Genomic DNA, 24,099 nt, shown 5'->3' on the forward strand with positions numbered 1-24,099 from the left:
ACCACCCGACAGGGGGTCAGCGACCCCGGGCGAAGAGCACCTCGGCGAACGTCCGCACCATGATCTTGAAGTCGAGCCAGAGCGACCAGTTCTCGATGTAGTAGTTGTCGTAGCGGGCGCGGTCGGAGATCGAGGTGTCCCCGCGCAACCCGTTCACCTGGGCCAGCCCCGTGAGCCCGACCTCGACACGGTGCCGGTAGGCGTACCGGTCGTACTCACCCGAGAACCGGGACACGAAGTGCGGTCGCTCGGGTCGCGGCCCGACCAGGCTCATGTCACCGCGCAGGATGTTCCACAGCTGTGGGAGCTCGTCGAGGGAGGTGCGGCGCAGCAGCCTGCCGACGGGCCCCACCCGGTCGTCCGCCGCGATCGACCACTGCGTCGCGGACTCGCGGTCGTCGACCGGGCGCATGGAGCGGAACTTCAGGCAGTCGAAGGTGCGTCCGTTACGGCCGACCCGCGGCTGCCGGAAGATCACACCCGGACCGCCCTCCAGCCGGACCGCGAGCGCGCACAGGGCCAGGACCGGCGACAGCACCACCAGCGTGACGGCGGCGACCGCGATGTCGAAGGCGCGCTTGATCCACCGGCCGGGCCCGTTGACCGGCGGGGCCAGCACCCGCATGATCGGGATCGACCCGATGTGGTCGGGCAACACCGTCCGGGTCTGGAAGTGGTGCAGCCGCGGCACCACCAGCAGGTCGCACGACACGCATGCGGGCCGGCGCACCGCCTCCACCAGATGGCTCTCGGAGATGTCGCCGTCCGCGACGAGCACCACGCTGATCCGCTGTTCTCGGACGACCTGCTCCAGATCGTCCACGTCACCGAGGCGCGGCACCCACGAGCCGGCGGGACCGCGCCCACCGTCGTCGACGAACCCGACGACGTCCAGGCCGTAGCGGGGCTCGGCGCCGAGCACACGGCACAGGTCCGCCGCCACGCTGCCCGCGCCGACCACCACGGTGCGGTGCCGCGTCCGGCCCACCGCCCGCGACCACCGGATGACCGTCGTCACGGTGATCCGGCCGAGGACGACGAGGCCGATCACCACGGCCGAGTTCAGGAGGAACGTGGACACCACGTCGGCGGAGTCGTAGCGCGGGGCGATCAGGGTCGCGACGATCGCCGTGGCGATCAGCAGCTTCCCGAGCACCGCCGGCAGCTCGTCGAGGACGCTCAGGTGCAGCCGGGCGCGGTAACGGCGTCCACCGACCAGCAGATACAAGGCGATGGCCGCCATCGCGACCGTCGCCTTCACCTGCGCGCCGTGCCACACGATCGGCGACAGGAGCGAGACGGCGTCGAGGGGACCGACGACCATCCACGCACGGATACGGCCGACTGCGGACGGCCGACCGACCTGGGCCGGACGGAGCATCTCGCGCTCCACGGGGTTCGCCTCCGGCGCCGCGACGCTAGGGTCGACAGGCCTCTCGGTGATGCTCACGAGCGATCGACCTCGACTTCTCTGAGTGATCTGGCGTCGAGGAAGTCGTCGGCCACACCCTTTGCGTTTCGCTCGGACGGCTCACAACTCTCCTGATTATCTCGCTCACGGTGAGTTGTGTGACCAAGCATCCCGCTGAACGGCGTAACGCCGGTCCGATCGTGGGCGACCGTTGTGACGTAGTGCGATCAACGGCCGGCGCGGAAGCGGGAGCAGCGATGATCTTCGAGGACTTCGACGGACGGGCCGCCGAGCTGTGGGGGACACAGCCGCTGCGACTGCGCCACGGACTGTCCGAACTCGACCTCTTCTCCGACGAGTCACTCGCGGACCTCGTCGAGCACCTCCCCACGAGCCATCTGCAGATCAATACGGCGGACGCGGTCGCCGCCAACACCTGGTCGGCGTGCACCCGCGGCGGACGGACCGGGGCCGAGGTGCTCGAGGCGGTCCGCGGCGGCCGCCTGTGGATCAACATGATGGGCCTGCAGGAGATCGACCCGCGGTTCGCCGAGCTGGTGGCCGGGATCTACGCCGAGATCGAGGAGGGCGTCCCGGGGCTGCGGACGTCCAAGCACCGGATCGGTGTCCTCGTCTCCTCCCCCGGCGCCCAGGTCCACTACCACACCGACGTGCCCTGCCAGACCCTCTGGCAGCTGCGCGGCCGCAAGCGCATCTGGATCTACCCGCCCACCGCCCCCTTCCTGCGCGAGCCCGAGATCGAGGACGTCGTGCGTCGCGTCTCGGAGGAGGGCATCTCCTACGAACCGTGGTTCGACGACTACGCCCGCGTCCACGACCTCGAGGCGGGCGACATGCTGCACTGGCCGCTCAACGCGCCGCACCGCATCGTCAACGACGACGTCGTCAACGTCTCGCTGACCACCGAGCACTGGACCGCTCCGAGCCGGCGGGCCTACCTGGTCAACTTCGGCAACGGTGTCCTCCGCTCCGACCTCGGTTGGCGGCCGCGATCCCGGGCGACCGCCGGTCCGGGGCTCGTCGTGAAGGCCGGGCTCGCCACGGCGTACCGGCTCAGCGGCCTGCGCAGCCGACGGACCGCGGTCCGCACGGCGACCCACGTCGTGGACCCGCAAGCCGGAGGCGGCGCGCGCCTGCTTGTGGCCGGACCCCAGCCGGTCGCCTGACACCGGTCCGCAACCGGCCAGAGAGGACTGTCCCGCAGATGCGTGGAGGAGCCGCCACGACACCGGTGGCCGAGCCACCGCCGACGGCGACGATGCCGTCGTCCCCGGGCCGGGCGCGTCCCGGGGTCGGATGGTCGACCTGGTCGGTCGCAGCGATCGTGCTCCTCGTCAACCTGCCATGGCCGCACGTCGAGGCCGGTGGGTCCACGGTCACCGCCGCGGACCTCGCGTCGCTGGCCCTGGTGACGGTCGTCGTCGCCGGCCTGGTCGCCGGCCGGTTCGACCTGCCCCGGCCCGCCGCCGTCGTGCTCGGCGCACTGGCCGCGGCCGCCACCGTGTCGGCCCTCGTGGCCACCGACACCGGTGCGGCGCTGTCGGGGCTGGTTCGCTACCTACAGGTGTTCGTGCTCGTGCCGGCCGCCGTGGCCGCGGTCGTCCGGACCCCGCAGCGGATCGCCGTCGTCGCGGGCGCCTTCGTCGTGTCCGGACTCGTGCAGGGCGCCGTGGGTGTCGTCCAGTACCTGAGCGGGACCGGCGCCTCCATCGGCGGCGAGACCGTGCGTGCCGTCGGCACCTTCGGCGCCCAGGAGATCATGGCCATGTCGGCCGTGGTGAGCTTCGCCCTCGCCGTGTGCGTCGCGGGCGCCGTCGCGCTGACCGATCTTCGTCACCGGATCGTTCTGACCGGCCTGGCCGTCGCGCTCCTGGTCCCGCTCGCCTTCTCCCTGAGCCGCGGCAGCTGGCTCGCCAGCGCCGTGGTGCTGGTGCTGCTACTCGCCCACCTCGGACCGGCCGGGCTGCTCCGGGCGGCCGGTGTCGTGACGGCCCTGACCGTCGTGCTCGTCGGCGGGTTCGGGCTGGGCGGCGGCGAGATCGGCACCCGGCTGGGCAGCGCCGTGTCCTCCGTCGGCTCCCCCGACTCCTCGGTCGGCGACCGCTACCACCTCTGGGACACCGCGACCTCGATCTGGTCGGAGCACCCCGTCACCGGGGCCGGGCTGCGCAGTTTCCCCGAGCTGCGTGACGGGCACGCGCCGCTGGGGCTCAACTCGAGCAGCGACACCGACCAGCCGGGGGCCGGCTACGTCAAGCAGGAGCTGCTGTCCCCGCACAACCAGTACCTGCTCGTGCTCTCCGAGCAGGGGCTGCTGGGCGCGACCGCCCTGGTCGGCCTGCTCACGACGGTGGCACTGGGCACCCTGCAGCGGGTCCGGCGCAGCACGACGCCCACCGAGCGGGCGGTGGGGCTCGCCGTGCTCGGCATGGTGCTGTGGCAGGCGATCGAGTTCCTGTACGCCGACACCGGCGGGCCCACCAGCGTCCTGGTCGGCGTGGTCGTCGGGCTCGCCGCCTCCTACGGCCTGCGCAACCGCCCGGGATCCGGCGCGCCCGGCGTCACCGGTCGCCCGGGGACCCGGAGCGGGCGCGGCTCCGGGGAGTCGCGCATGGTCCTCACGGCGACCGTCGTGTCGGCGGTACTCATCGCGCTCGGGTCGCTGGGCGGCGTCGTGCGCGACCTGATGCTGGCGTCGTACTTCGGCGCGGACGGCACCACCGACGCGTTCCTCGTCGCGTGGACGATCGCCGAGTCCGCCGTGCCGCTGCTCATCGACGGTGCGATGGCGCTGCTCCTGGTGCCGGCCTTCACCCGCGCGCTGGCGGTCGCCGGGCCCGGGACCTCGACATCGGATCCGCGGGCGGCGGTCGCGGGCGTGGTCTCCTACGCCCTCCCCCGCCTCGCACTCGGGCTCGTCGTCGTCGCCGGCATCGTCGCGGTGACGGCACCGTGGCTGGTCGGCGCCCTGGCCCCCGGCCTGGCCCAGCCGGAGCTCGGGGTGCAGGCGATGCGCGTCGTCGCCGCCAGCCTCGTGTTCATCGGTCTGGCCGGCTTCGCCGCGGGTGCCCTGCGGGCCCACCTCGTGTTCGGGCCGCCCGCGGCCATCTCGCTGGCGTTCAACGTGGGGATCGTCGGCTCGATCGTGCTGTTCCACGAGCGGCTCGGCGTGCTGTCCGCGGCCATCGGGGTGACGGCGGGAGCCGTGCTGATGGTCGCGGTGCAGCTGCCGTCCTACCTGCGGCGCATCCCGGTCCCGCGGGCCGTCCTGGTGAAGTCCTCGCTGATCAGCGTCGGGGCCTTCCTGCCGATCGCCGTCTACACGCTGACCCGCCAGGCCCAGGTCTACGTCGAGCGGTTCGTCGGCTCGACACTCGCGGAGGGGACCATCTCCCACCTCAACTACGCACAGAAGATCGGCCAGCTGCCCTCGACACTCGCCCTGATCATCGCCGTGGTCACCTTCCCGCTGCTCGCCCGCAGTCTGGTCGCCGGTGACGCCGGCGACGCGCGGCGCCGGCTGGAGGCCGACGTCCGCATCGTCGGCGCCGTGGTGCTGCTGTCGACCACCTTCCTGTTCGTCTTCGCCCCGCGGGTGGTGCAGCTGCTGTTCGAGCGGGGCGCGTTCACCGCGGCCGACTCCGCGGACACCGCCGCGATCCTGCGAATCTACGTCTTCGGTCTGCTCGGTCAGGCTCTGGTCGAACTGGTCTGCCGGGCGCTGTTCACCGGACGGTCGACGTTCCTGCCGGCCGCCACGATGGGGGTCGGGCTCGTGGTGACCGCGGTCGTGGCCGGCATCGGCGCGAGCGTCTGGGGTGCTCCCGGCATCGCAGCGGGCAACGCGGCCGGGATCTCGGTGACCGCGGTGGGACTCCTGCTCGCCCGCCGCTCGAGGGCTCAGGCGATCGACCCGCGGGCGATCGGTGTCATCCTGCTCCGGCTGCTGCCCGCCGTCGCGGTGACGGCAGCGATCGGTGTCGGGATCGCGTCGCTGGTCCGGGGCCTGCCCGGGATCGTGGCGGTGCCGGTGGGGGGAACGGCCATGATGGTCGTCTTCGCCGCCGTGGCGATGGCGACCGGCGGGCTGCCGTCGGTGCGTGCCGTGCTCGGGACGGGGAGCGCGTCGTGACCGCCACCCGCTGGCCCTGGATCTGGATGTACCACTCGGTGGACCACTACGCCGAGGACCCGTACCAGGTGACCGTGACCCCCGACCGGTTCGCTCGGCAGATGGCCTGGCTCGCGGCCCGCCGGCTGCGTGGGGTGGCGGTGTCCGAGCTCCTGGAGGCCCGCCGGCACGGGCCCGCCCGTGACCTGGTCGGTCTCACCTTCGACGACGGCTACCGGGACTTCCTGCACCGGGCCGTACCGGTCCTGCGCCGTCACGGCTTCACCGCCACCGTCTACGTGCTCAGCGGACGCCTCGGCGGGACCAACGAGTGGGACGTACCGGGACCGGTGAAGCAGCTGATGACTGCCGAGGAGGTCCGCGCCGCGGCGGCGGAGGGAATGGAGATCGCCTCCCACGGGGTCTCCCACGTCTCGCTCACGACCACCGGCGTCGGCGACCTGCGCGACGAGGTCGAGCGCAGCCGCGCCGAGCTGAGCGACCTCGTCGGGCGGCCGGTCACCGGTTTCGCCTACCCGTACGGACACGTCGAGCGTCGCGAGATCGAGGCCGTGCGGTCCGCCGGCTACGCCCACGCCGTCGGGATCGCGCCGCACGAGCGGGCCGGCCGCCACGCGCTGCCGCGCACCTTCGTCGGCGAGCGCGACGGCGGGGTGCGGCTGCGCGCGAAGGACGTCCGCAGCCAGATGCGGGCCCCGGACGGGGAGGCGACGTTCGTATGAGGGTTCTGCACGTCATCACCGGTCTCGACGCGGGTGGTGCGGAACAGCAGCTGCGGCTCCTGCTGCGCCACCGACAGGTCGAGACCGAGGTCGTCGCACTCTGCAACCCGGGGGTCGTCGCCGACGGACTGCGCGCGGACGGTGTCCCGGTCCACCTCGTCCCGATGTCGGGTAACACCGACGTGGCCGCCGTGCTGGTGCTGGCCCGGCTCATCCGGCGGGGCCGTTTCGACGTGGTCCACACCCATCTCTACCGCGCCTGCGTGTACGGCCGGCTCGCCGCCCGGCTCGCCGGGGTGCGCACGATCGTGGCGACCGAACACTCCCTGAACGGCGAGCTGATCGAGGGCCGTCCGGTGGACCGGCCGGGGGTGCGCGCGCTCTACGTGGCCACCGAGAGGCTGGGGCGCGCGACGGTCGCCGTGTCCGCCGATGTCGCCGGGCGGCTCCGCGAGTGGGGAATCCCGGATCAGCGGATCACCGTGCTGCGCAACGGGACCGACGTGGAGGGCCACCGCTTCGACAGCTCCGACCGCGAACGCGTGCGTCGCCGGTACGCACTGCCCGCCGACCGTCCGGTCGTCGGTGTGGTCGGGCGGCTGGAAGCGCCGAAGCGGGTCGATGTGCTGCTCGACGCGCTCCCACGGCTGCCCGGTGTCACCGCCCTGGTCGTCGGACGGGGCGGCGAGCGGGCGGCGCTGGAGCGGCGCGCCCGTGAGGCGGGTGTGGCGGACCGGGTCGTCTTCACCGGTGAGGTCGACGACGTCGCCGCCCACCTGAGCGCGATGGACGTGCTCGCGTCGCCCTCCCCGGAGGAGACCTTCGGTCTGGCGCTGCTCGAGGCCGCGGCGTCCGGGCTGCCCGTCGCCTACGCCTCCGGGCCCGTCCTCGACGAGCTCGCCGACCCTCGCCACGTTCGCGTCGCTCCCGACGGCGACGCCGTCGCCACCGCGGTCGCGACGCTGCTCGACCGGCCGCCGGACCGTCGTCCGGCCGCGGGCCTGGACCGGTTCGACGTGTCCCGGGTCGCCGCGGAGCTCCACGCCCTCTACCTACGGCTCACCGACCGCGAACCGACACCACGAAAGGCCCTGTCATGAGCGAGCCCAGCACGTCCGGCGGATCACATCCCGGCACGGGCGCCTCCGGGAACGGGTCGGGCCCGGTGGACGATCCGACCGCGGAGACCAGCCGGTTCGCGGCGACGCCGCCCTCCCCCGCCACGGGGCCGCCCTGGTACCGGCGGCGTGCGGCGCTGCGCGCGGTCGTCGTGGCGCTCGCGGTCCTGGCCGGGGCGGGCGGCGGGGCGGTGTACGGGCTGGTGAGCGGTCCGACGTTCCGCACGGCCGCCTACGTGGCGGTGACCGCGCAGGACGCCGACGGCCAGCAGCGCGCGACCAGCTTCGCCCAGGCGTTCGGACGGATCGCCGGGGAGCCCGCCGTCGCGGCGACCGCCGCGGCGGAGCTGCGCACCCCGGTCGAGCAGCTCCTGCGCCGGGCCGAGGTACAGACCTCCCCCGACGCCCCCCTGGTGGAGATCGCCGGGCTCTCCGGTGACCCCAGGGAGGCGACGGCGATCGCGAACGCCCTTGCCGGCAGCCTCGTCGCCTACGGCAACGAGCGCAGCGTCGAGACCAGCGTGACGCTGGCCGTGTTCGCGCCGGCCGTGGAACCGGTGGAGCCGGTCTCCGCCTCGCCGGCGCTGCTCGCACTGGTCGGCGGTGCCGCGGGTGCGCTGCTCGCCGGTCTGGGCCTGTTCGCTGCCGCGAGCCGGGCGCCCCGGTGGACCGGCCCCGTCCCGGACGCGCCGCCGCAGCCCGACCCGGCACCGGCGGCTCCGCAGCTGCCGGCCCGGCGCAACGGTGCGAACCCGTCGTCGACGGCGGTTCGGCGGTGACTGCGGCCGTCGGGATCGGGGGCGGCTGGGCCATCGCCTCGGTGCGGGACGCCGGGGAGTTCCGGGCGCTCGCCGCCGAGTGGGACGATCTCGCGGACCGCTGCGCGACCGCGACCCCGTTCCAGCGTTCGGGGTGGCTGCAGGCATGGTGGGACCACTACGGCCACGGTGCCTCCCTGCACGTGGTGACGGTGCGCCGCGACGGACGCCTGGTCGCCGGCGCCGCCCTGGCGGTGCGCCGGGTCGCCGGCGTCCGTGTCCTCGGCCCGGTCGGTGGCGGGCTCTCGGACATCACCGAGTTCCTGGCGGACGAGTCGGTGCGGCCCGAGGCCGTGCGCCACCTCGCCCGGTCGGTGTTGCTCGAACCGGGCTGGCAGGTCGTCGAGTTGCCCGAGGTACGCGGGGACGGGGTCGCCGCGGCGGTGGCCGGGCACTGGCGCGGGGCGGTGTCGGTGGCGTCCTCGGTGTGCCTGGAGGTGCCGTTCGGTTCGGTGGAGGCACTGCTCGCCGGTACCGAGGGACGATCGCGCAAGCGCCTGCGTACCCGGATCCGCAAGGTCCGGGCCACCGGTGTGGAGTACGTCCCGGCCGGTCCGGGGACCACGGTCACCACCGCGGCCGGGGTCGCGACGCTCCTCGACCTGCACGCCCGGCAGTGGGAGGGGCGCGGCGGCAACCCCGAACACCTCACCCCCCGCTACGCCGCCATGCTGACCGAGGCCCTCGACGTCCTGGTGCCGGCGGGCGCAGCGCATCTGGACCTGTACCGCGTCGACGGTGTCGACGTGGCCGCCATGCTGCTGCTCGTCGGCCCGCGCGCGGTGTACGCGTACCTCCTGGGCATCTCGCCCACCCTGCGGGACGGAGGCGACGGGGCGGCGATGACCCTGTCCCGTAGCCTCGACGTGGTGGAGCAGCGCGAGCGGGTGGCCCTCGACATGCTGCGGGGCGCCGAGTCCTACAAGCGGCGGTGGCAGACCGTGGACGTCCCGCACCGGCGGGTGCTGCTGTCCCGGCGCCGCTCCCCGGCCGGCGCCTCCTACGTCGCGGCGGTACGTGTCCGGGCCGCGCTGCGCGACCGCGTCCGCGACCGCGCCCCGGAGCTGCACGCACGCCTGGGTGCGACCGTCCGGGCGCTGCGCGCCGACGGTGCCGGCTCCGCGGCACGGACCCTGCTGGACCGACGGCCCCCCGGATCCGGGGCCCCGACGACGTGAGGGTCCTGCACGTCGCCCAGCCCACCGTGGCCGGGGTGCACAGCTACGTCCTGGGCGCTGCAGTGGACCAGCTCGGACGGGGATGGGACGTTCGCGTCGCCTGCCCGTCGGACGGTCTGCTCGGCCATGACGTGGCCGCCGCCGGGGTGCCGCACGCCGTCTGGGAGGCGGGCCGGTCCCCCGGCCCCTCGGTGCCTCGCGAGGTGCACTCGCTGGGGCGGCTGGTCGCGGAGATCGCGCCGGACGTGCTGCACCTGCACTCGGCGAAGGCCGGGCTCGCCGGGCGGCTGGCGGTGCGCGGCGCCGTTCCGACGCTCTACCAGCCGCACGGATGGTCCTGGCTGGCCGCGGACGGCCTCCAGGCCAGGGCCGCTCTGCTCTGGGAGCGGTCGGCGACGCGCTGGAGCGCCTGCGTGGTGGCCTGCGGCGAGGGCGAGGCGGCACAGGGCCGCGCGGCCGGTGTGCCCGGCCCGATCACGGTCGTGCGCAACGGCGTGGACCTGGGCCGATTCCGCCCGGCCGGCCCGGCCGGGCGGCGCGACGCCCGCAGAGCCCTGGGTCTGCCCCACGCCGCGCCGATCGCGGTCTGTCCCGGGCGGCTGACCCGTCAGAAGGGGCAGGACGTCCTGCTCGCCGCGTGGGGTGCGGTGCGGGAGCGGGTGCCGGACGCCCGGCTGGTGCTGGTCGGTGGCGGCGACGACGCGCAGATCGGCGCCGCAGCGAACGGGACGCCCGGCGTCGAGCGGTTCGGCCCGACGGCGGAGATCTCCCGTTTCTACGCCGCGGCGGACGTGGTCGTGCTGCCCTCCCGCTGGGAGGGGCTGTCGCTGTCCGCCATCGAGGCCCTGGCGGCCGGCCGCTCGCTCGTGGCCTCCGACGTGCCCGGCCTGACCGAGCTCGTGCCGCACGCGGTGGGTGCCCTCGTCGCTGCGAACGCCCCCGGTGAACTGGCGGAGGCGGTGGCCGACCGGCTCCTCGACCCCGGGCTCGCAGGCCGTGAGGGCCTGGCCGCGGCGGAGTGGGCGCGCGGCTTCGACATCACCCGCACCTGGGCCGTGCTCGCCGAGCTGACCGGGCGGACCGCACGTGTCAACGCCCGTAGAGCTCCCTGACGACCGGCGCGGACCGCGGGTTCTCGCCACACCAGAACACGCCGTGCGGGCAGTAGTCGGTCATCGTGCTGTAGACGGTGTCCTGCCTCGCCATCCAGTCGTGCATGCGCCGGAAGTACTGCGGGTCGTCGCCGTGGCGGAACAGGCCCCACTCCGGGAAGGAGACGGGCTTGCCGCGGGCGGCCGCGAACGCGGCGTGCTCCGCCAGCCCCAGGGGCTGGGAGACGAAGTCGTCGAACCGGCGGCCCGGGCTCTGGTCGTAGGAGTCCATCCCGATGATGTCGACGACGTCGTCGCCGGGATAGCAGTCGGTCCAGTCGATGTCGTCACGGCCGCGGTTGACGGTGAAGTCGAAGCGGAACTGCTGGCCGGGCACCGCCCGGAGGGTGCTGACGACGTTGCGGAAGTACGCCTTCCACGCCTGCGGGTCCGGCCGGCAGCGGTGGGAGTAGGTCTCGCCGTTCATCTCCCAGCCGGGCACGATGATCGCGCGCTGCAGTCCCCGCTCCACGAGGCGCTCGCCGAGCGTACGGAAGTGGTGGTCGAACTCGCCTGCCGCGCCGCGGCGCAGGATGTCCGCGACCTCGTCGTCGGGCAGGCCGGCCTCGTTGGGGGCGGCCATCGGCACGTTGAGCACGAAGAGCCGGCCGGGATTCTCCCGCTGCCACTGCGCCCACGGGTCGAGGATGTAGGCGGGGCCGTCGAGGTCGTCCCACCCCTCGCCCGGCAGGTAGGTGTGCCCCACGTCGACGGGGCGGCCGAGCCACTGTTCGAACTCGGCGAGCCGCGCGACGCCCTCGGCGTCGGATCCGGTGAAGGCCCCGAAGGGGAAGGGGCGCGCGGGGCCGCCGTCGACCGGTCCGGCGGAGCAGGACAGCAGCAGCGCGAGCGCAGCGGCGAGCAGCAGGGCGGTCATCGGCTTCCGGCGGCGGGGACTTCGTGGCGGGGAGACGATGATCAGCCTAGCGCCGAACCGCCGTGCGGGGTGCGAGCTCGTCGACGATCCCGCGCACGGCGGCGAAGACGCGGTGCACGGCATCGCGGTGCGCGGCGTCCGGTCCGCCCATCGGGTCGGGCACGGTGTCGTCGGCCGGGGGGATGGTGCCGCGGGTGGCGCGGGCGAGATCGACCAGCGCCCGGCCGCGTTTGACCAGGTCCGGCGGGAGGAGGGTGGTGTCGGCGGCCGCGGCGAGCCGGGCGAACTCGCGCAGCGCGAACGTGCGGTCCAGCAGGTGCGGGTGGCGCTCGAGCACCGCGGAGCGGTGGCGGACGTTGGCGCCGAGGACGAGGTCGACCCCGTCGACCGCGGCATCGTCGAGCGGGCGGGCCCGGAAGCCCTCGGCGCGGTCGCCGTCGAGCCCCCAGGGCGCGAGCTGGGCCCGCGACTGCGGGTGCATCCCGGCCCCGACGACAGCGGCGACCCCGGCGCTCGACACCTCGACCCGGGCCGCCTCCCGGCCTCCGAGCCGCCCCACCAGCAGGTGGCGCAGCAAGAGCTCCGCGGCGGGCGAGCGGCAGATGTTGCCCGTGCACACGATCAGCACCCGGAACCGGTCGTCCGGTCCCGGCTGCGTGGTGGTCTGCGGCGGGCGCGCCATCGCCCCAGTGTGCGGCGCGGCAGCACGCTCGGCCAGCGTGGTCATGGTGGGCCCTCCCCCGACGGTCCGTCCTCCGTTCAGTCGTGTGCGACGGGCCGTCCATTTCCGCCGATCGGCCGCGGACCGCGGAGATCAGCACGATTGATGACGACATGTGGCGTGGACCTCACGACACGGCGGCTGTTCTCGCCACCGTCGACAACGGCGGCGCGCCGGCGGGGTGGTCCCGCGGCGGGCCATCGCCGTCGATCGACCTCCCGATCAGGTCGGGCCGGTGCAACGGGTTGCATCGCGGGCCGCCCGGCACCCAGGGCGGTGGGTGGAAGACCGGGAACCCACCGTCCATCGTGATGCTCCAGTCCCCGTGGTGGACCAACCGGTGGTGGTGCCCGCAGAGCAGAACCAGGTTGTCCAGATCGGTGGTGCCCCCGTCGGCCCAGTGCCGGACGTGGTGGGCGACGCACCACTGCGGCGGCGCCTCGCAGCCGGGATGCGCGCACCCGCCGTCGCGCTGGGCGAGGGCGCGGCGCTGCCCGCGGGTCGCGAGCCGGGCCTCCCGCCCGACGAACAGCGGCTCCCCGGCCGTGCCGAGCACGACCGGGACGACCCGCGCGTCGCAGGCCAGGCGCAGTGCGTCCCCGGCGGCGAGGGCGGCGGACAGCCCGCCGGCGCCGAACCCGAGCAGTCCGGCGCCGGTGCCGGTGGTGAGGGTGTCGAGCGGGACGGTCACGGTCACCGTGACGGGCTGCCCGTTCTCCACGCCCAGGTCTCCCGTCGCGAGCATCCGCCGCGCGAGCTCCACCAGCCCGTCGCCGGAGCGCTCGGCGGTGGACCGCTCGTCCCTCGCCCCGGTGGGCCCGTCCGGCGGGACCGGCGCGGTCAGCGGGGACAGTGCGGTGCGCAGCATCGCCGCGGACTCGGTGTCGAACCAGCCGCGCGCCTCGAAACCGGCGCCCTGCGGGCGCAGTGTGAGCCGGTTGCGCGACGGCTTCGGTTCCCGCGGGCGCGGCCCGTCGGGGTCCAGCAGGGCGATCGCCCGCCGGCCGAGTTTCTCGACGGCGTCGGGATCCAGGGTGCGGGCGTGGTGGACGAGGTCGGCCTCCAGCACCGGTCGGTGCTCGTGCAGGTGCGGCGGCAGCATCGTCAGCACGCGCTGGACCACCCGCACATGCTCGGCGCCGACCGCGCCCTCGGCGAACGCCGCGGCCAGCTCGGGCAGCTCCGCGTCCACCCGCTCCCCCGTGATCAGGTACAGCGGGGACAGCGCCCGTGCCGCGTCGACCCGGGCGCGGGCGGTGGCGCGCGAGACGTTCTGCACGGTGCGCAGCAGGTCCGCGGTGTCGCGGAATCCCCTGTCCCCGGCCAGTCCGCGGGTGGCGATCTCGGCGACCAGCGCGACGAGTGAGGCGGACTCGCGGTTGATCCGCTCCTGGACGTCGGCGACCGCGAGGAGGAGCTCCTCGTCACCGGCCTGCCAGACGTCGTCCACGCAGTCGATTTTACTCGACCATACGTTCGAAAACAGCTCGTTGAGCTGGGTGGACGCCGGGCGGCGGCGAGCGGTCAGCCGGTGAATCCGTCCATGATCCCGTCGCCGTCCAGGTCGGACCCGCAGGCCGCGGTCCCGTAGTAGCTGCTGGTGGGGTCCGAGCAAGCGGACTCCAGCCCGTCCCCACTCACCTCGTGCTCCTCTGCCTGCAACTGCTCCAGGTACTCCCGCTGCGCCTGCTCCTTCGCCGCGATCAGGTCGGGGCAGTTCTTATTGGTGATGTAGTGCGGGTGGGCCGGGTCCTCGAACTCCGGGGCCGCCGTCGGCTCGCAGGTGTAGAGCACCGGCTCCGGCTCGTCCGCCACGAACGACGCGAGCGGCGCGTCCGGCACCACCACCGGCGCGGGCGGCGCCGGGAACTCCCGCGCGACCACGCCGGGACCCGTCGGAGCCGGGGCCGCGACCGCGATCACCGGCTCGGCGGAGGCGACGGACGCGACGCAGAGCGCGGCGGCCGTCGTCGCCGGCACCAGCCCGGCCAGCAGGGCGCGGGAGAGGGAACGGCGTGGGCGGCGGTGCGTCGTCATCGTGCGGTCTCCCCGGTCGGCCGGGCCGCCGGCGCGACCCTCACCTCCGCTGGATCGCTCCGGACGGACCAGGCCGTTATCGGCCGTTCGGCGGCTTCATCGGAACTGACGAGACGGCGGGCCGCGATCAGGGTCCGAAGAGCGTCATGACCAGGTCGGTGATCTGCGCGATGTTCGCCCCCGTCCCCAGCACGGCGGCCGCGCGTGTCCGCACAGACGCCCACCGGCTCCGGACCGCCGGCCGGTCGGGCTCGGCGAGCACGATCTCGGCGGTGAGCCCGTCGAGCTCCCGTACCGCGGCCCGGGCCTCATCGCCGTCGACCTCCAGGAGCCGGCCACGCAGCGCGGACAGTTCGTCGGTCAGTCGGCCGACTGTCACCGCCGTCGAGTGACGGGCGTCGACGTGGGCGTCCGGGCCGACGGCGGAGCGGTCGAAGTGCGCTCCCTGGAAGTTCCAGTTGGTGCTCATCGGTTCCCCTTCGTCGCCGTGGCGGCTGCCGGACCGGTGGTGATCTTCGCGTCCGGTCCGACGGCGGAGTTCGAGAAGTGCGATCCGCGGAAGTCGTTGATGGTCTGGGTGAACGCCTCCTGGAACTCGACGGCGGAGTAGCCGAGCCGTTCCAGGTGGGCGCCGACCGACCGGAGCAGTACGCGGTCGATGATCTCGCCGTACCGCAGCACGTCGGTGCTCTGGAAGTAGCTGCGGAACTCGTCGCCGACCGCCAGCTCGCGCAGGCTCGGGCCTACGCCGTAGCGGTCGGGAACGAGGGTGCCCTCGGGCTGCGGAATCCGGCGCGCCGACCAGCACTGGCGGATCCGGTCCGGGATCGTCGCCGGGAACCGGGCCAGCTCAGCGCACGCCCGTCCGAATCGGCGCAGACCGCTCACCGGTTGGTCGATCTCGCGGAAGCTCTCGGGCAGCGGGGGCAGGACGCAGTGGACGCGCTCGACGTAGAGGTTCTTGTCGTCGGCGCCGACGTGGACGAACGTGGACAGGACCAGCTGCCGGTCCCAGGTCTCGACCCGGTACCGGCGGTAGTAGCGGGCCCACTCCTCGGGGGCGACGGCGAGGGTGCGCGCCTCCCGCTCGTCGAGCGTCGTGTACGGCGGGCCGTCGGTGAAGGGTTCGTGCAGGACCGGCAGGACACGGGCGGCCAGCGGACCGTCGGCGTGCTCGGCGACGTCCTCGGCCGAGGTCATCACGACCTCGTCGAACCGCAGCGCGCCGAGGCGTCCGCCCGGCCCGAGCGAGGACGCGCGACGCAGGTCCGACAACGCCTCCTCGATGGTCGCGTGGACGCCGAGGACGTCGACCGGAGCGGGCTCGTCGACCGTCTTGTCCCGCGCGACGAGCGAGATCGCGAGTGCCTCCTGGGCCCGGACGAGGCCGGCACCGACGAACGGATCGAACCCGCGGTGCACGACGAGCGGGACGCGGCCGGGCTGGTCGCCCGGCTCGACACCGGCGTCGATCCGTGCGATCCGCGCGCCGTGCTGGTCGTGTCCGAAGGTCCGCAACGTCCGCTCGGTGTCACTGCCAGGTAGGACCCGCGGGTCGGGCCGGAAACGGGTCCGCCGGAACCGGCGGCGGGTCAGCCAGCCCACCCAGTACGCGTCCGTTCCGAACACGGCCACGATCACCGCGAACAACACGGCTGCCACGTACCCGCTGCGCAGCGCCAGGATCAGCTCCGCGAACCCGCTGCCGAGCTGCCCGCCGAACACCGTGACGAGCTGGGCGATGCCGTAGACGACCTCGTAGACGAGTGCGCCGGAGGCGACGCCCGCGACGAGACCCGCGACCACGGCGCCGGTCACGACGACCGGGGAGCGGCCGAAGCCGAAGCGCTGCACGATTACCAGCGCGGCGGCGAGCACCAGCCACGCGGCGAAGAACCCCGGGCTCACGAACAGCAGCAGCACGAACAGGACGGTCAGGGTGCCGTCACGGACACGGCGCCGGGATCGGGACGCGAGCGCGTCGCGCAGCACGGCCGGCACGTTCACCCCCGGCGACGGCGGCAGCGCCCGGACGGGCTCGACGGTGTACTCGTCCAGGACGCGCCGGCAGAAGTCCGCGTCGCGGTGGACCGCCGCACACAGCAGACGGGTGGAGTCGTCGCGCAGGAACGCGCCGCAGGAGCCGCAGAAGCGGGCGGTCTGCTGATGGGCGACGCCGCACTCCGGGCAGTGGACAGGGGACACGGGTCTCCTCGGTGATGGTGGTGGGGGCGGACGGGATCGAGGTCAGCGCGGCGCGGTGTTGCCGTCGGGCCCGTCCTGGGCGATCCGCTTGGCGAAGCAGTCGTCGGCACCGATGCCCTGCTGGTCGCACCAGGCGTTCGCCGCGTCGGACGTCGTGAAGCCCTGCCCCTCCACGAGCACCCACAGCCCGCCGGTGCGGAAGGACGAGTAGTCCGACGAGTTCAGCAGCAGCACGTCCGGGTAGCTGCCGGCCATGGAGCGCACGTGGTCGAGGACCATGTCGTCGTCCCACGTCGTACCCTCGATGACCATTCCGGCCCGCTTCGAAGACAGCTGCGGCACCCAGTAGCCCTGCAGCGACGCGACGGTGCTCCGGTCGGTGTCGGCGAGCGCCTGCAGAGCGGCCGAGGAGTCGACCGGCTCCATGCTCCATGTCGTTGTGGGCGGGGCGGCCGTCGACGTCGTCGTCGGGACCGGCGGGGGCACAGGTCCCCCTCCGGCGGAGCGCGTGTACAAGTAGCCGCCGCTGGCGGTCGCGACGACGACCGCCAGCACAGCCGCCACGGCCAGCACGACGTTGCGCGGACCGCGATCGGTGGCGATGGTTCGACCGTGCCCCGTCTGCGGCTGCCACTGCTCCTGCGGCCGGGCCGGAGCCGGACGGGTCGCAGGCTCCGGTACCGCGCTCCCGGGCTCCGGGACGGGTCGCGCCCCGGTCGGTGTGCCGCAGCCGTTGCAGAACCGCACACCGGCACCGACGTGCTCCCCGCACTGGGTGCACACGCTCATGACTCCCCCGCCGCGTCGTCGATCACTTGTCACGAACGGTCGGCGGGCGTGAGCGGGGTGTTAGCGGTTGCGGGACCCGAAATGAGCTCTCGAAGGCGAAATCGTCAGCGTTGACGATGTGGGGTCACGATGTCGTCACGGCGATGACCTGGGACGTCCGGACCCGGCACCTCGCCGCATACCGAGGAACGGCACGGGCGGACGGCACGGATCCGCGGAACGGTTCGCATCCGCTCGCCCGTCAGCGACTCATCCGGCGCAGGTCGGCGAGGTGCTGCTCGAACACCCTCCGGTCGTCCTCGTACTTCTTCTTGAGGTCCGTGGTCCGCTTGGTCTCGTCGGCGGTCGCGACCTTCTCCCTGTCCGACGCCGGTCGCTGGCGCTTCAGACCGGACAGCCGCTTCGTGGCGTTCGCGATGTCCCGATCGAGGAGCTTGATCGCATCCGTCACCAGCCGGGTCTGGTCCCTCAGATTGCGTTCCAGCGTCAACGGGCACCTCCGTGTCGGGACCGACGGCGCCGAGCCCACGCCGCCGACGCCGGAGTGATCGAGTATCGGGACGGATCCGCAGGGTCACCAGCGGCCGTTCGGCCCATCCGGACACGCGCCACCGGCATTCGGGCCGGCCGAGGGCCCGATCCACCGGGCAGCCCCGGCTCACGTCCGGTCGCCTCCGGTCGTGGCCTGGAGCAGGTGCCGGCGCAGCGATCTGACCTGACGCCGCGACGTCGGTGCTGCCGGGCCTCGGCGCCCGGTACGTCCGCAGATGACCGGACCCGCCGGCGGTCACCCCGACTCGTCGAGGAACCGCACGTTGTCGACCTGCACGGTGAAGGCCGCTCCGACGTTGGTGGATGCGTAGAGGCGGACCTCACGGATCGCGGTCATGGGGGCGATCCGCACTGGCGGCTTCGCCCCCTGCACGTCGACGACGACGGCGTAGGGCTCTGCGGTCATCGTGACCGTGTAGGTGCGGCCCACATCCAGCGGCCCGTCGCCGGCATAGTCGACCTCGCGGTCGCACCGCGGAGTAGGGCAGCTCTCGACTGCGAACCCGAGCGGACCGGCCGGCCTGCTGTCGGGGCCGAACACCACCCGCCGCTGCTCACCGTTCTGCCCGATCAGGATGACGTAGAGGCCGCCCTCGCTCGGGCCGGATCCGTCGATCACACGCACGTCGAATGCGACACCGTTGGCTCCGACGACCGAGGTGGCGGTGAGGGTTCCGGCAGCCTGCTCGGACGAGGTCCGATTCACCTGCGCCTGGAGTGCTCCGTCGGCGATAGAGAAGTAGCCGGAGGGGTCGTCGATCTGCCACTTCGCCGTGTCGATGTCCGGGCCCGCCATGTCGTCGAAGAGCCGACTCCCCGGTGGCGACGTCGTCGGCTCCGGGCTCGCGGTCGCCGTGGTACTCGGCGGCGGATCCGGCGTCCCACGCTTCCCCGCATCGTCGAGATCGTTCCGATACGCCAGGACCGCGACCACGACACCGAGCACAGCTACCACCAGGCCTAGGACGGTCACAACGAGCCCCGCGATACCGACCCGGCTCTCGGTCCACCAACGGACCGAGTTCCACCACTCGTCCGGTGGTGGAACCGGACTCGGCGGACCTACCGGCCCCGGCGGTGGCCGCTCGTCGGTCGGCTCCACGTCCGCCCGGTCCGAATCGTCCCTGCGATCCGGCGATTCAGGAACGCCATCGCAGGGCTCGTCTTCCCCGGGATCGGGTGGGGTCACATCATCCTCCGCGAGCGGTCGATCTCACGGAGGGAACCGTGATCTCACTCCCGGTCGTTACGACGATAGCCACTTCTGATGATCGTCGGCGTTGCGGACGGCGATCGACCGGGTAGGGGCCACCGGCGACACTCTGCATACCGAACCCGGTCGCCCATCGGATACCCCACGCCGCGAAACGCGCCGGGTGGCACGATCGACCACACCGACAGGGCCCGGCGACATCGGGCACGCACAGCTCTCGGAGGACCCACGCCATGCTCGACCGCACCGCACGCCTGTACGTCGCAGGCCGCAGGGGGCTGGCCGGCTCCGCGGTCGTGCGCGCCGCCGAGGCCGCCGGGTTCACCGACGTCGTCGGCGCCACCAGCAGCGAGGTCGACCTGCGCGACCGCACCGCCGTGTTCGACCACCTGCTCGAGCAGCGCCCCGACGCCCTCGTCCTCGCCGCGGCCAAGGTCGGCGGCATCGTCGCCAACAACACCTACCCCGCCGACTTCCTGTCGGAGAACCTCCAGATCCAGACCAACGTCACCGACGCCGCCCGCGCCGCCGGCGTCGGGCGCCTGCTGTTCCTGGGCTCCTCCTGCATCTACCCCAAGTTCGCCGAGCAGCCCATCCGCGAGGACTCCCTGCTCACCGGCGCCCTCGAACCCACCAACGACGCCTACGCCGTCGCCAAGATCGCCGGCATCATGGCCGTCCAGTCCGTCCGCCGCCAGGACGGGCTGCCCTGGATCTCCGCCATGCCCACCAACCTCTACGGCCCCGGTGACAACTTCCACCCCGACCACAGCCACGTCCTGCCCGCGCTGATCCGCCGCTTCCACGAGGCTGTGCAGAGCGGCGCCCGCGAGGTCGTGCTGTGGGGCACCGGCACCCCGCGTCGCGAGTTCCTCCACGCCGACGACCTCGGCCGCGCCGTGATCCACCTGCTCGACCACTACGACGACCCGCAGACCATCAACGTCGGCGTCGGCACCGACATCACCATCCGCGAACTCGCCGGCATCGTCGCCGAGGTCACCGGCTATACCGGCGAGATCGCGCAGGACACCACCAAGCCCGACGGCACCCCCCGCAAGCTGCTCGACACCAGCCGCATCACCGCGCTCGGCTGGGAGCCGGCGATCGGTCTGCGCGAAGGGATCGAGCAGACCTACCGCTGGTTCGTCGAGCACCATGCAGAGGCGCGGCTAGCCGGATGAACGCCGACTCCCACAGGGTCGTGTGACGCCCGCTGGTCTCGATTCTCAGATCCAGGCAACAATGGGCTGATACGCCGTCCGTGCTCGGTAACGGCTCGCCACGGCACGACGAAAGCACGATCGTGACGACGCCTGCGCTGGACCTCACCGCCCATACCGGTCGCCGCTACGACAAGAAGCGCCCCATCGCCTGGCTCGTTCTGTGGCATGTTGTCAGCCACCTGGTGTTCCAGAAGTGGTGGTTTCCGGCGAGGCTCCGCCCGTCGGTGCTGCGGCTGTTCGGCGCGACGGTCGGAGCAGGAGTCGTGATCCGGCAGGACGTCCGCATCCACCTGCCCTGGCGGGTGCGCATCGACGGGCCTGCCTGGATCGGGCACGGCGCGTGGCTGCTCAACCTCGAGGACGTCGTCATCGGGCCGAACGCCTGCATCAGTCAGGAGGCGATGCTGTGCACCGGGTCCCATGACCGCAGGGATCCGGCGTTCGAGCACACCAATGCGCCCATCCGGATCGGGGCGGGCGCATGGATCTGCACCCGGGCGACCGTCCTCGCGGGGTGCACGGTGGGCGACAACGCCATCGTGACTGCGGGCGCCGTCGTCGGTGGCTCCGTGGACCCGTCCACCATCGTCCGATCCGCCTGAGCATTGATGCTCGGCACGACCACCCCGGCCGTCTGCCACCGGATCCGACGCGGGCGGGACACGGCCGAGCGGTCGAAGCCCGTCCTGCCGTACCGGACCTCTTCAAGGAGTTCCCGATGAGCCTCGACATCCTCGTGCTCGGACTCAACTACGCTCCGGAACACACCGGGATCGCTCCATACACACGCGACACCGCACGTGCTCTCGCCGAAGCCGGACACTCCGTCCATGTGGTCACCGGGCTCCCCCACTATCCGCAGTGGACCATCCACGACGGGTACGGACAGTCCCGCCGACATGAGGAAAAGGACGGAGCGGTGCGGGTGACCCGGCTCCGCCATCCCGTCCCGGCCGATCCGACGGGAGCCGGGCGGATTCTGATGGAGGCCCGGTTCGCCGCCGCCGCTGCCGCGGTCGGTCACCGGGATCCGGACGTCGTGCTGGCGGTCAGCCCCGCGCTGCTGACGGTGGCCGCAGCCATTCGCCACCGCGTCGGGCGTCGACGCCGGCCCGCTCTCGGCGTGATCGTGCAGGACCTCTACGGATCGGCGGTAGCGGAAGCCGGCGTTCTCGGCGGGCGCGCCGGAGGCGCTGTCGCACGGCTGGAACGGACGTTGCTGTCCCGGGCCGACGGCGTCGTCGCCGTGCACGAGGCGTTCCGGCCGACGCTGGAACGCTACGGGATCCCTGCCGACCGCACGACGATCATCCGCAACTGGACCCACATCCGGCCCGGTGCGGCGGGCGACACCGCCGTCCTGCGCGACCGCCTCGACTGGCCCACGAACCGGACCGTGGCGCTGCACGCCGGGAACATGGGGGCCAAGCAGGGGCTGGAGAACGTGATCGCCGCGGCACGGCATGCCGAGAGTCACGACCTTCCCGTCGAGTTCGTGCTCCTCGGCGACGGCAACCAGCGGTCACACCTGCAGGCGTCCGCTGCCGGATGCAGTCGGATCCGGTTCGTCGACCCGCTGCCCGAGGGCGAGTTCGTCACTGCACTCGCCGCTGCCGATGTGCTGCTGCTCAACGAGCGGGGCACGGTCCGCGAGATGTGCGTACCGAGCAAGCTGACCTCGTACTTCGCGACCGGGCGCCCGGTCGTCGCCGCCACCTTCACCGACAGCCCGGCCGCCAGAGAGGTACGCGCTTCGGGTGCCGGGGTCGTCGTCGAACCCGATGCACCCACCCAACTGCTGGACGGCATCGCGCGCATGGCCGGTGACGCCGGCCGAGCGGCCGGCGGCCGCGGCCCCGGCTACGCGGACGAGATGTGTTCCTCGACGACGGCACTCGCCGAGTACGTGAACTGGGTCGAAGGTCTGGCCGCGCGCCACTGTTCCAAGCAGTCTTGAGAAGAACGGCTGGATTGAGACGTTCGACCGTCCTGCCATCGACCGGCCCCGACGACGAAACGCACCGGCACACGGTAACGACATGAGCGCGCCACGCGACACCGCTTGTGAACCGGACCGAAGCTACGCCGCTCGCAGACTCGGCAGCGACTTCGCGACACGCTATCGTTCCGGCACCGATCGGCCCGTCCTGCGACGACGCACCGGAAGGCCGCACGACACCGCTCCCTGGGGGGAAGACTGATGACCGAGGCGTCGAACGCCCCGAATGCCCGCACCAAGCGGGCTCTCATCACCGGTATCACCGGACAGGACGGCTCATACCTGGCAGAGCTGCTGCTGTCGAAGGGATACCAGGTCCACGGCCTCATCCGCCGCGCCTCGACGTTCAACACCGGTCGGATCGACCACCTCTACCAGGACCCGCACGACCCTGAGGCGCGACTGTTCCTGCACTACGGCGACCTCACCGACGCCTCCCGGCTGGTGACGCTGATCGAGAGGATCCACCCCGACGAGGTCTACCACCTCGGCGCCCAGTCCCACGTGCGCGTCTCGTTCGACGAGCCCGAGTACACCGGCAACACCACCGGGGTCGGCACCACCCGTCTGCTCGAGGCAATCCGGATGGTCGGGGTCGACTGCCGCTTCTACCAGGCCAGTTCCTCGGAGATGTTCGGAGCGACTCCCCCACCCCAGAACGAGGACACTCTCTTCTACCCACGTTCGCCCTACGGCGCCGCGAAGCTCTACGGCTACTGGATCGCCCGCAACTACCGGGAAGGCCACGGCCTTTACGCCGTCAACGGGATCCTGTTCAACCACGAGTCCCCCCGCCGCGGCGAGACCTTTGTGACCCGCAAGATCGCCCGCGCCGCCGCCCGCATCGCGATGGGCATCGATAAGGACGTTTACCTCGGCAACCTCGACGCCGTCCGCGACTGGGGCTACGCGCCGGAGTACGTCGAAGGCATGTGGCGGATGCTTCAGGCCGACGAACCGACCGACTACGTGCTCGCTACCGGAACCGCCTACACAGTGCGGGACTTCGCCCGGTTCTGCTTCGACCACGTGAACCTCAGCTGGGAGGACTACGTCCGGTTCGACGAGACATACCTGCGCCCCACTGAGGTCGACGCCCTGATCGGCGACGCGAGCAAGGCCGAGGGGATCCTAGGCTGGAAGGCCAAGGTCCTCCCACCCGAGCTGGCCACCATCATGGTGGACGCTGAGCTGGAGATGGAGAAGGTCGGCAAGTCTCTGGTGAGGAGTGCCGATGCTTAGTAGGGACGCCCGCCTTCACCTCGCCGGCTGCCTGGACACGCGGAGCTGAGCTTCGCGCAAGACCCGCTGGTAAGAGCGTGATCGGAGCTGGAGCAACTCAACCGGTCGATGAACACCGGCTATGCCGGTGGTCGTAAGCGCTCGGCGAAGGCTTCAGCGGGCGTGCGCCAGCCGAGGATCTTGCGGGGCCGTAAATCACCGCAGCGGCCACGGTGGGGGACTGCCCGGGGTCTGGTTGACGCGTCGGGGGTAGATGGTCAGATCGCGTGAGCGGTTGCTGTAGGAGTGAGCGCCTTATTCACTTGATGTCACCCGCTCTGGATCAGGCGGTGACAGCGGCGACGAGCGCGGTCGCCTGCTGTGGGCTGCACCGGATCCGGTGCAGGGCTGTCCAGACCTTGAGCTGAGCATTCGCGCGTTCCCCAGGGCTACGCTGGCGGGCGTGGGCGGCGTTGACGGTCTTCTGCCCGGCCAAGAGTCGGCGGTAGCGGCCGGTGTCGGGTCGAGCCGGCGACGGCCTTGGGGGATCCGGATGGCCAGCCCGCCGCCCCGATAGTGTCGGCGATGACCCGAGCCTCGACATGGTTGAGGCAGTCGATCAGGCCGTGTTTCCGGGCAACCCCCACGTCGTGACGGGCCCCAGGCAGTGCGGGTGACGCCCAAACCAGCCGACCGACTAAGACCGTG

Annotated in this window: 21 protein-coding genes and 1 pseudogene; 11 read left to right on the forward strand and 11 right to left on the reverse strand. The window is 72.6% G+C overall.

The features are described 5' to 3' along the window. Positions 1–16 precede the first annotated feature (16 nt). Positions 17–1,324 carry a sugar transferase gene (locus ZF1_RS21000; protein WP_476652337.1) on the reverse strand — a complete coding sequence of 436 codons (1,308 nt, stop codon included), beginning with the start codon at positions 1,322–1,324 and terminating at the stop codon, positions 17–19. Positions 1,325–1,668: 344 nt separating this feature from the next. Between ZF1_RS21000 and ZF1_RS21005 the strand changes: the two genes are divergently transcribed. The 7 genes from ZF1_RS21005 to ZF1_RS21035 all read left to right on the forward strand — a co-directional run bounded on the left by ZF1_RS21005 (position 1,669) and on the right by ZF1_RS21035 (position 10,512). After that, entirely contained in the window at positions 1,669–2,598 is a 930-nt protein-coding gene (locus tag ZF1_RS21005; RefSeq protein WP_482638144.1) for a hypothetical protein, read from the forward strand. Between the two features lie 65 nt (positions 2,599–2,663). Further along, positions 2,664–5,564 carry a lipid II flippase MurJ gene (locus ZF1_RS21010; RefSeq protein ID WP_482638145.1) on the forward strand — a complete coding sequence of 967 codons (2,901 nt, stop codon included), beginning with the start codon at positions 2,664–2,666 and terminating at the stop codon, positions 5,562–5,564. Further along, positions 5,561–6,286: a polysaccharide deacetylase family protein gene (locus ZF1_RS21015; RefSeq protein ID WP_482638146.1), complete on the forward strand. Its 726-nt coding sequence runs from the start codon at positions 5,561–5,563 to the stop codon at positions 6,284–6,286. The genes ZF1_RS21010 and ZF1_RS21015 overlap by 4 nt, the downstream gene beginning before the upstream one ends. After that, complete coding sequence (locus ZF1_RS21020) at positions 6,283–7,386, forward strand: glycosyltransferase (protein ID WP_482638147.1); 1,104 nt, start codon at positions 6,283–6,285, stop codon at positions 7,384–7,386. The genes ZF1_RS21015 and ZF1_RS21020 overlap by 4 nt, the downstream gene beginning before the upstream one ends. 65 nt (positions 7,387–7,451) lie before the next feature. Further along, positions 7,452–8,183 carry a hypothetical protein gene (locus ZF1_RS21025; protein ID WP_482638148.1) on the forward strand — a complete coding sequence of 244 codons (732 nt, stop codon included), beginning with the start codon at positions 7,452–7,454 and terminating at the stop codon, positions 8,181–8,183. Next, on the forward strand, positions 8,180–9,400 hold the full coding sequence (locus ZF1_RS21030; protein WP_482638149.1) for a GNAT family N-acetyltransferase: 1,221 nt from the start codon (positions 8,180–8,182) through the stop codon (positions 9,398–9,400). Before ZF1_RS21025 ends, ZF1_RS21030 begins: the two co-directional genes overlap by 4 nt. Further along, positions 9,397–10,512 (forward strand): glycosyltransferase, encoded by a 1,116-nt coding sequence (locus ZF1_RS21035; RefSeq protein ID WP_482638150.1) that lies wholly within the window; start codon positions 9,397–9,399, stop codon positions 10,510–10,512. The genes ZF1_RS21030 and ZF1_RS21035 overlap by 4 nt, the downstream gene beginning before the upstream one ends. Here the strand turns inward: ZF1_RS21035 and ZF1_RS21040 are convergent. The 9 genes from ZF1_RS21040 to ZF1_RS21080 all read right to left on the reverse strand — a co-directional run bounded on the left by ZF1_RS21040 (position 10,490) and on the right by ZF1_RS21080 (position 18,834). Next, positions 10,490–11,428, reverse strand: coding sequence for a glycoside hydrolase family 26 protein (locus tag ZF1_RS21040; RefSeq protein ID WP_482638151.1), 939 nt, complete (start codon positions 11,426–11,428; stop codon positions 10,490–10,492). The two genes, ZF1_RS21035 and ZF1_RS21040, sit on opposite strands and share 23 nt — an antisense overlap. Before the next feature lie 46 nt (positions 11,429–11,474). Beyond that, positions 11,475–12,155: an arsenate reductase/protein-tyrosine-phosphatase family protein gene (locus tag ZF1_RS21045; protein WP_482638152.1), complete on the reverse strand. Its 681-nt coding sequence runs from the start codon at positions 12,153–12,155 to the stop codon at positions 11,475–11,477. Positions 12,156–12,276: 121 nt separating this feature from the next. Continuing rightward, on the reverse strand, positions 12,277–13,599 hold the full coding sequence (locus ZF1_RS21050) for an HNH endonuclease signature motif containing protein (protein WP_482638153.1): 1,323 nt from the start codon (positions 13,597–13,599) through the stop codon (positions 12,277–12,279). 74 nt (positions 13,600–13,673) lie between these two features. Then, entirely contained in the window at positions 13,674–14,186 is a 513-nt protein-coding gene (locus tag ZF1_RS21055; protein ID WP_482638154.1) for a hypothetical protein, read from the reverse strand. A 127-nt stretch (positions 14,187–14,313) separates the two neighbouring features. After that, positions 14,314–14,655 carry a hypothetical protein gene (locus ZF1_RS21060; protein WP_345644302.1) on the reverse strand — a complete coding sequence of 114 codons (342 nt, stop codon included), beginning with the start codon at positions 14,653–14,655 and terminating at the stop codon, positions 14,314–14,316. Continuing rightward, positions 14,652–16,391: a zinc ribbon domain-containing protein gene (locus tag ZF1_RS21065; protein ID WP_482638155.1), complete on the reverse strand. Its 1,740-nt coding sequence runs from the start codon at positions 16,389–16,391 to the stop codon at positions 14,652–14,654. The genes ZF1_RS21060 and ZF1_RS21065 overlap by 4 nt, the downstream gene beginning before the upstream one ends. A gap of 42 nt (positions 16,392–16,433) precedes the next feature. Continuing rightward, on the reverse strand, positions 16,434–16,817 hold the full coding sequence (locus tag ZF1_RS21070; RefSeq protein WP_482638156.1) for a hypothetical protein: 384 nt from the start codon (positions 16,815–16,817) through the stop codon (positions 16,434–16,436). A 604-nt stretch (positions 16,818–17,421) separates the two neighbouring features. Next, positions 17,422–17,631, reverse strand: a complete 210-nt coding sequence (locus ZF1_RS21075; RefSeq protein ID WP_482638157.1) for a hypothetical protein — start codon at positions 17,629–17,631, stop codon at positions 17,422–17,424. 336 nt (positions 17,632–17,967) lie between these two features. Then, on the reverse strand, positions 17,968–18,834 hold the full coding sequence (locus ZF1_RS21080) for a hypothetical protein (RefSeq protein ID WP_482638158.1): 867 nt from the start codon (positions 18,832–18,834) through the stop codon (positions 17,968–17,970). A gap of 344 nt (positions 18,835–19,178) precedes the next feature. On the opposite strand from ZF1_RS21080, the gene ZF1_RS21085 reads away from it, so the two are divergent. From ZF1_RS21085 to gmd, 4 genes are all read left to right on the forward strand, one after another. Then, positions 19,179–20,129 (forward strand): GDP-L-fucose synthase family protein, encoded by a 951-nt coding sequence (locus ZF1_RS21085; protein ID WP_482638159.1) that lies wholly within the window; start codon positions 19,179–19,181, stop codon positions 20,127–20,129. Positions 20,130–20,209: 80 nt separating this feature from the next. Further along, entirely contained in the window at positions 20,210–20,773 is a 564-nt protein-coding gene (locus ZF1_RS21090; protein ID WP_482638160.1) for an LbetaH domain-containing protein, read from the forward strand. A gap of 116 nt (positions 20,774–20,889) precedes the next feature. Then, the gene (locus ZF1_RS21095) at positions 20,890–22,128 is read left to right on the forward strand and encodes a glycosyltransferase (protein WP_482638161.1); all 1,239 of its coding nucleotides are present in this window, start codon (positions 20,890–20,892) and stop codon (positions 22,126–22,128) included. A 243-nt stretch (positions 22,129–22,371) separates the two neighbouring features. Further along, positions 22,372–23,412, forward strand: a complete 1,041-nt coding sequence (gene gmd / locus ZF1_RS21100; protein WP_482638162.1) for a GDP-mannose 4,6-dehydratase — start codon at positions 22,372–22,374, stop codon at positions 23,410–23,412. 586 nt (positions 23,413–23,998) lie between these two features. Here gmd and ZF1_RS21105 read toward each other — a convergent pair. Then, a pseudogene (locus tag ZF1_RS21105) lies at positions 23,999–24,086 on the reverse strand (IS5/IS1182 family transposase); the annotation flags it as partial. Positions 24,087–24,099: the final 13 nt, after the last annotated feature.

The sequence above is a fragment of the Pseudonocardia sp. ZF1 genome, from assembly GCF_056835605.1.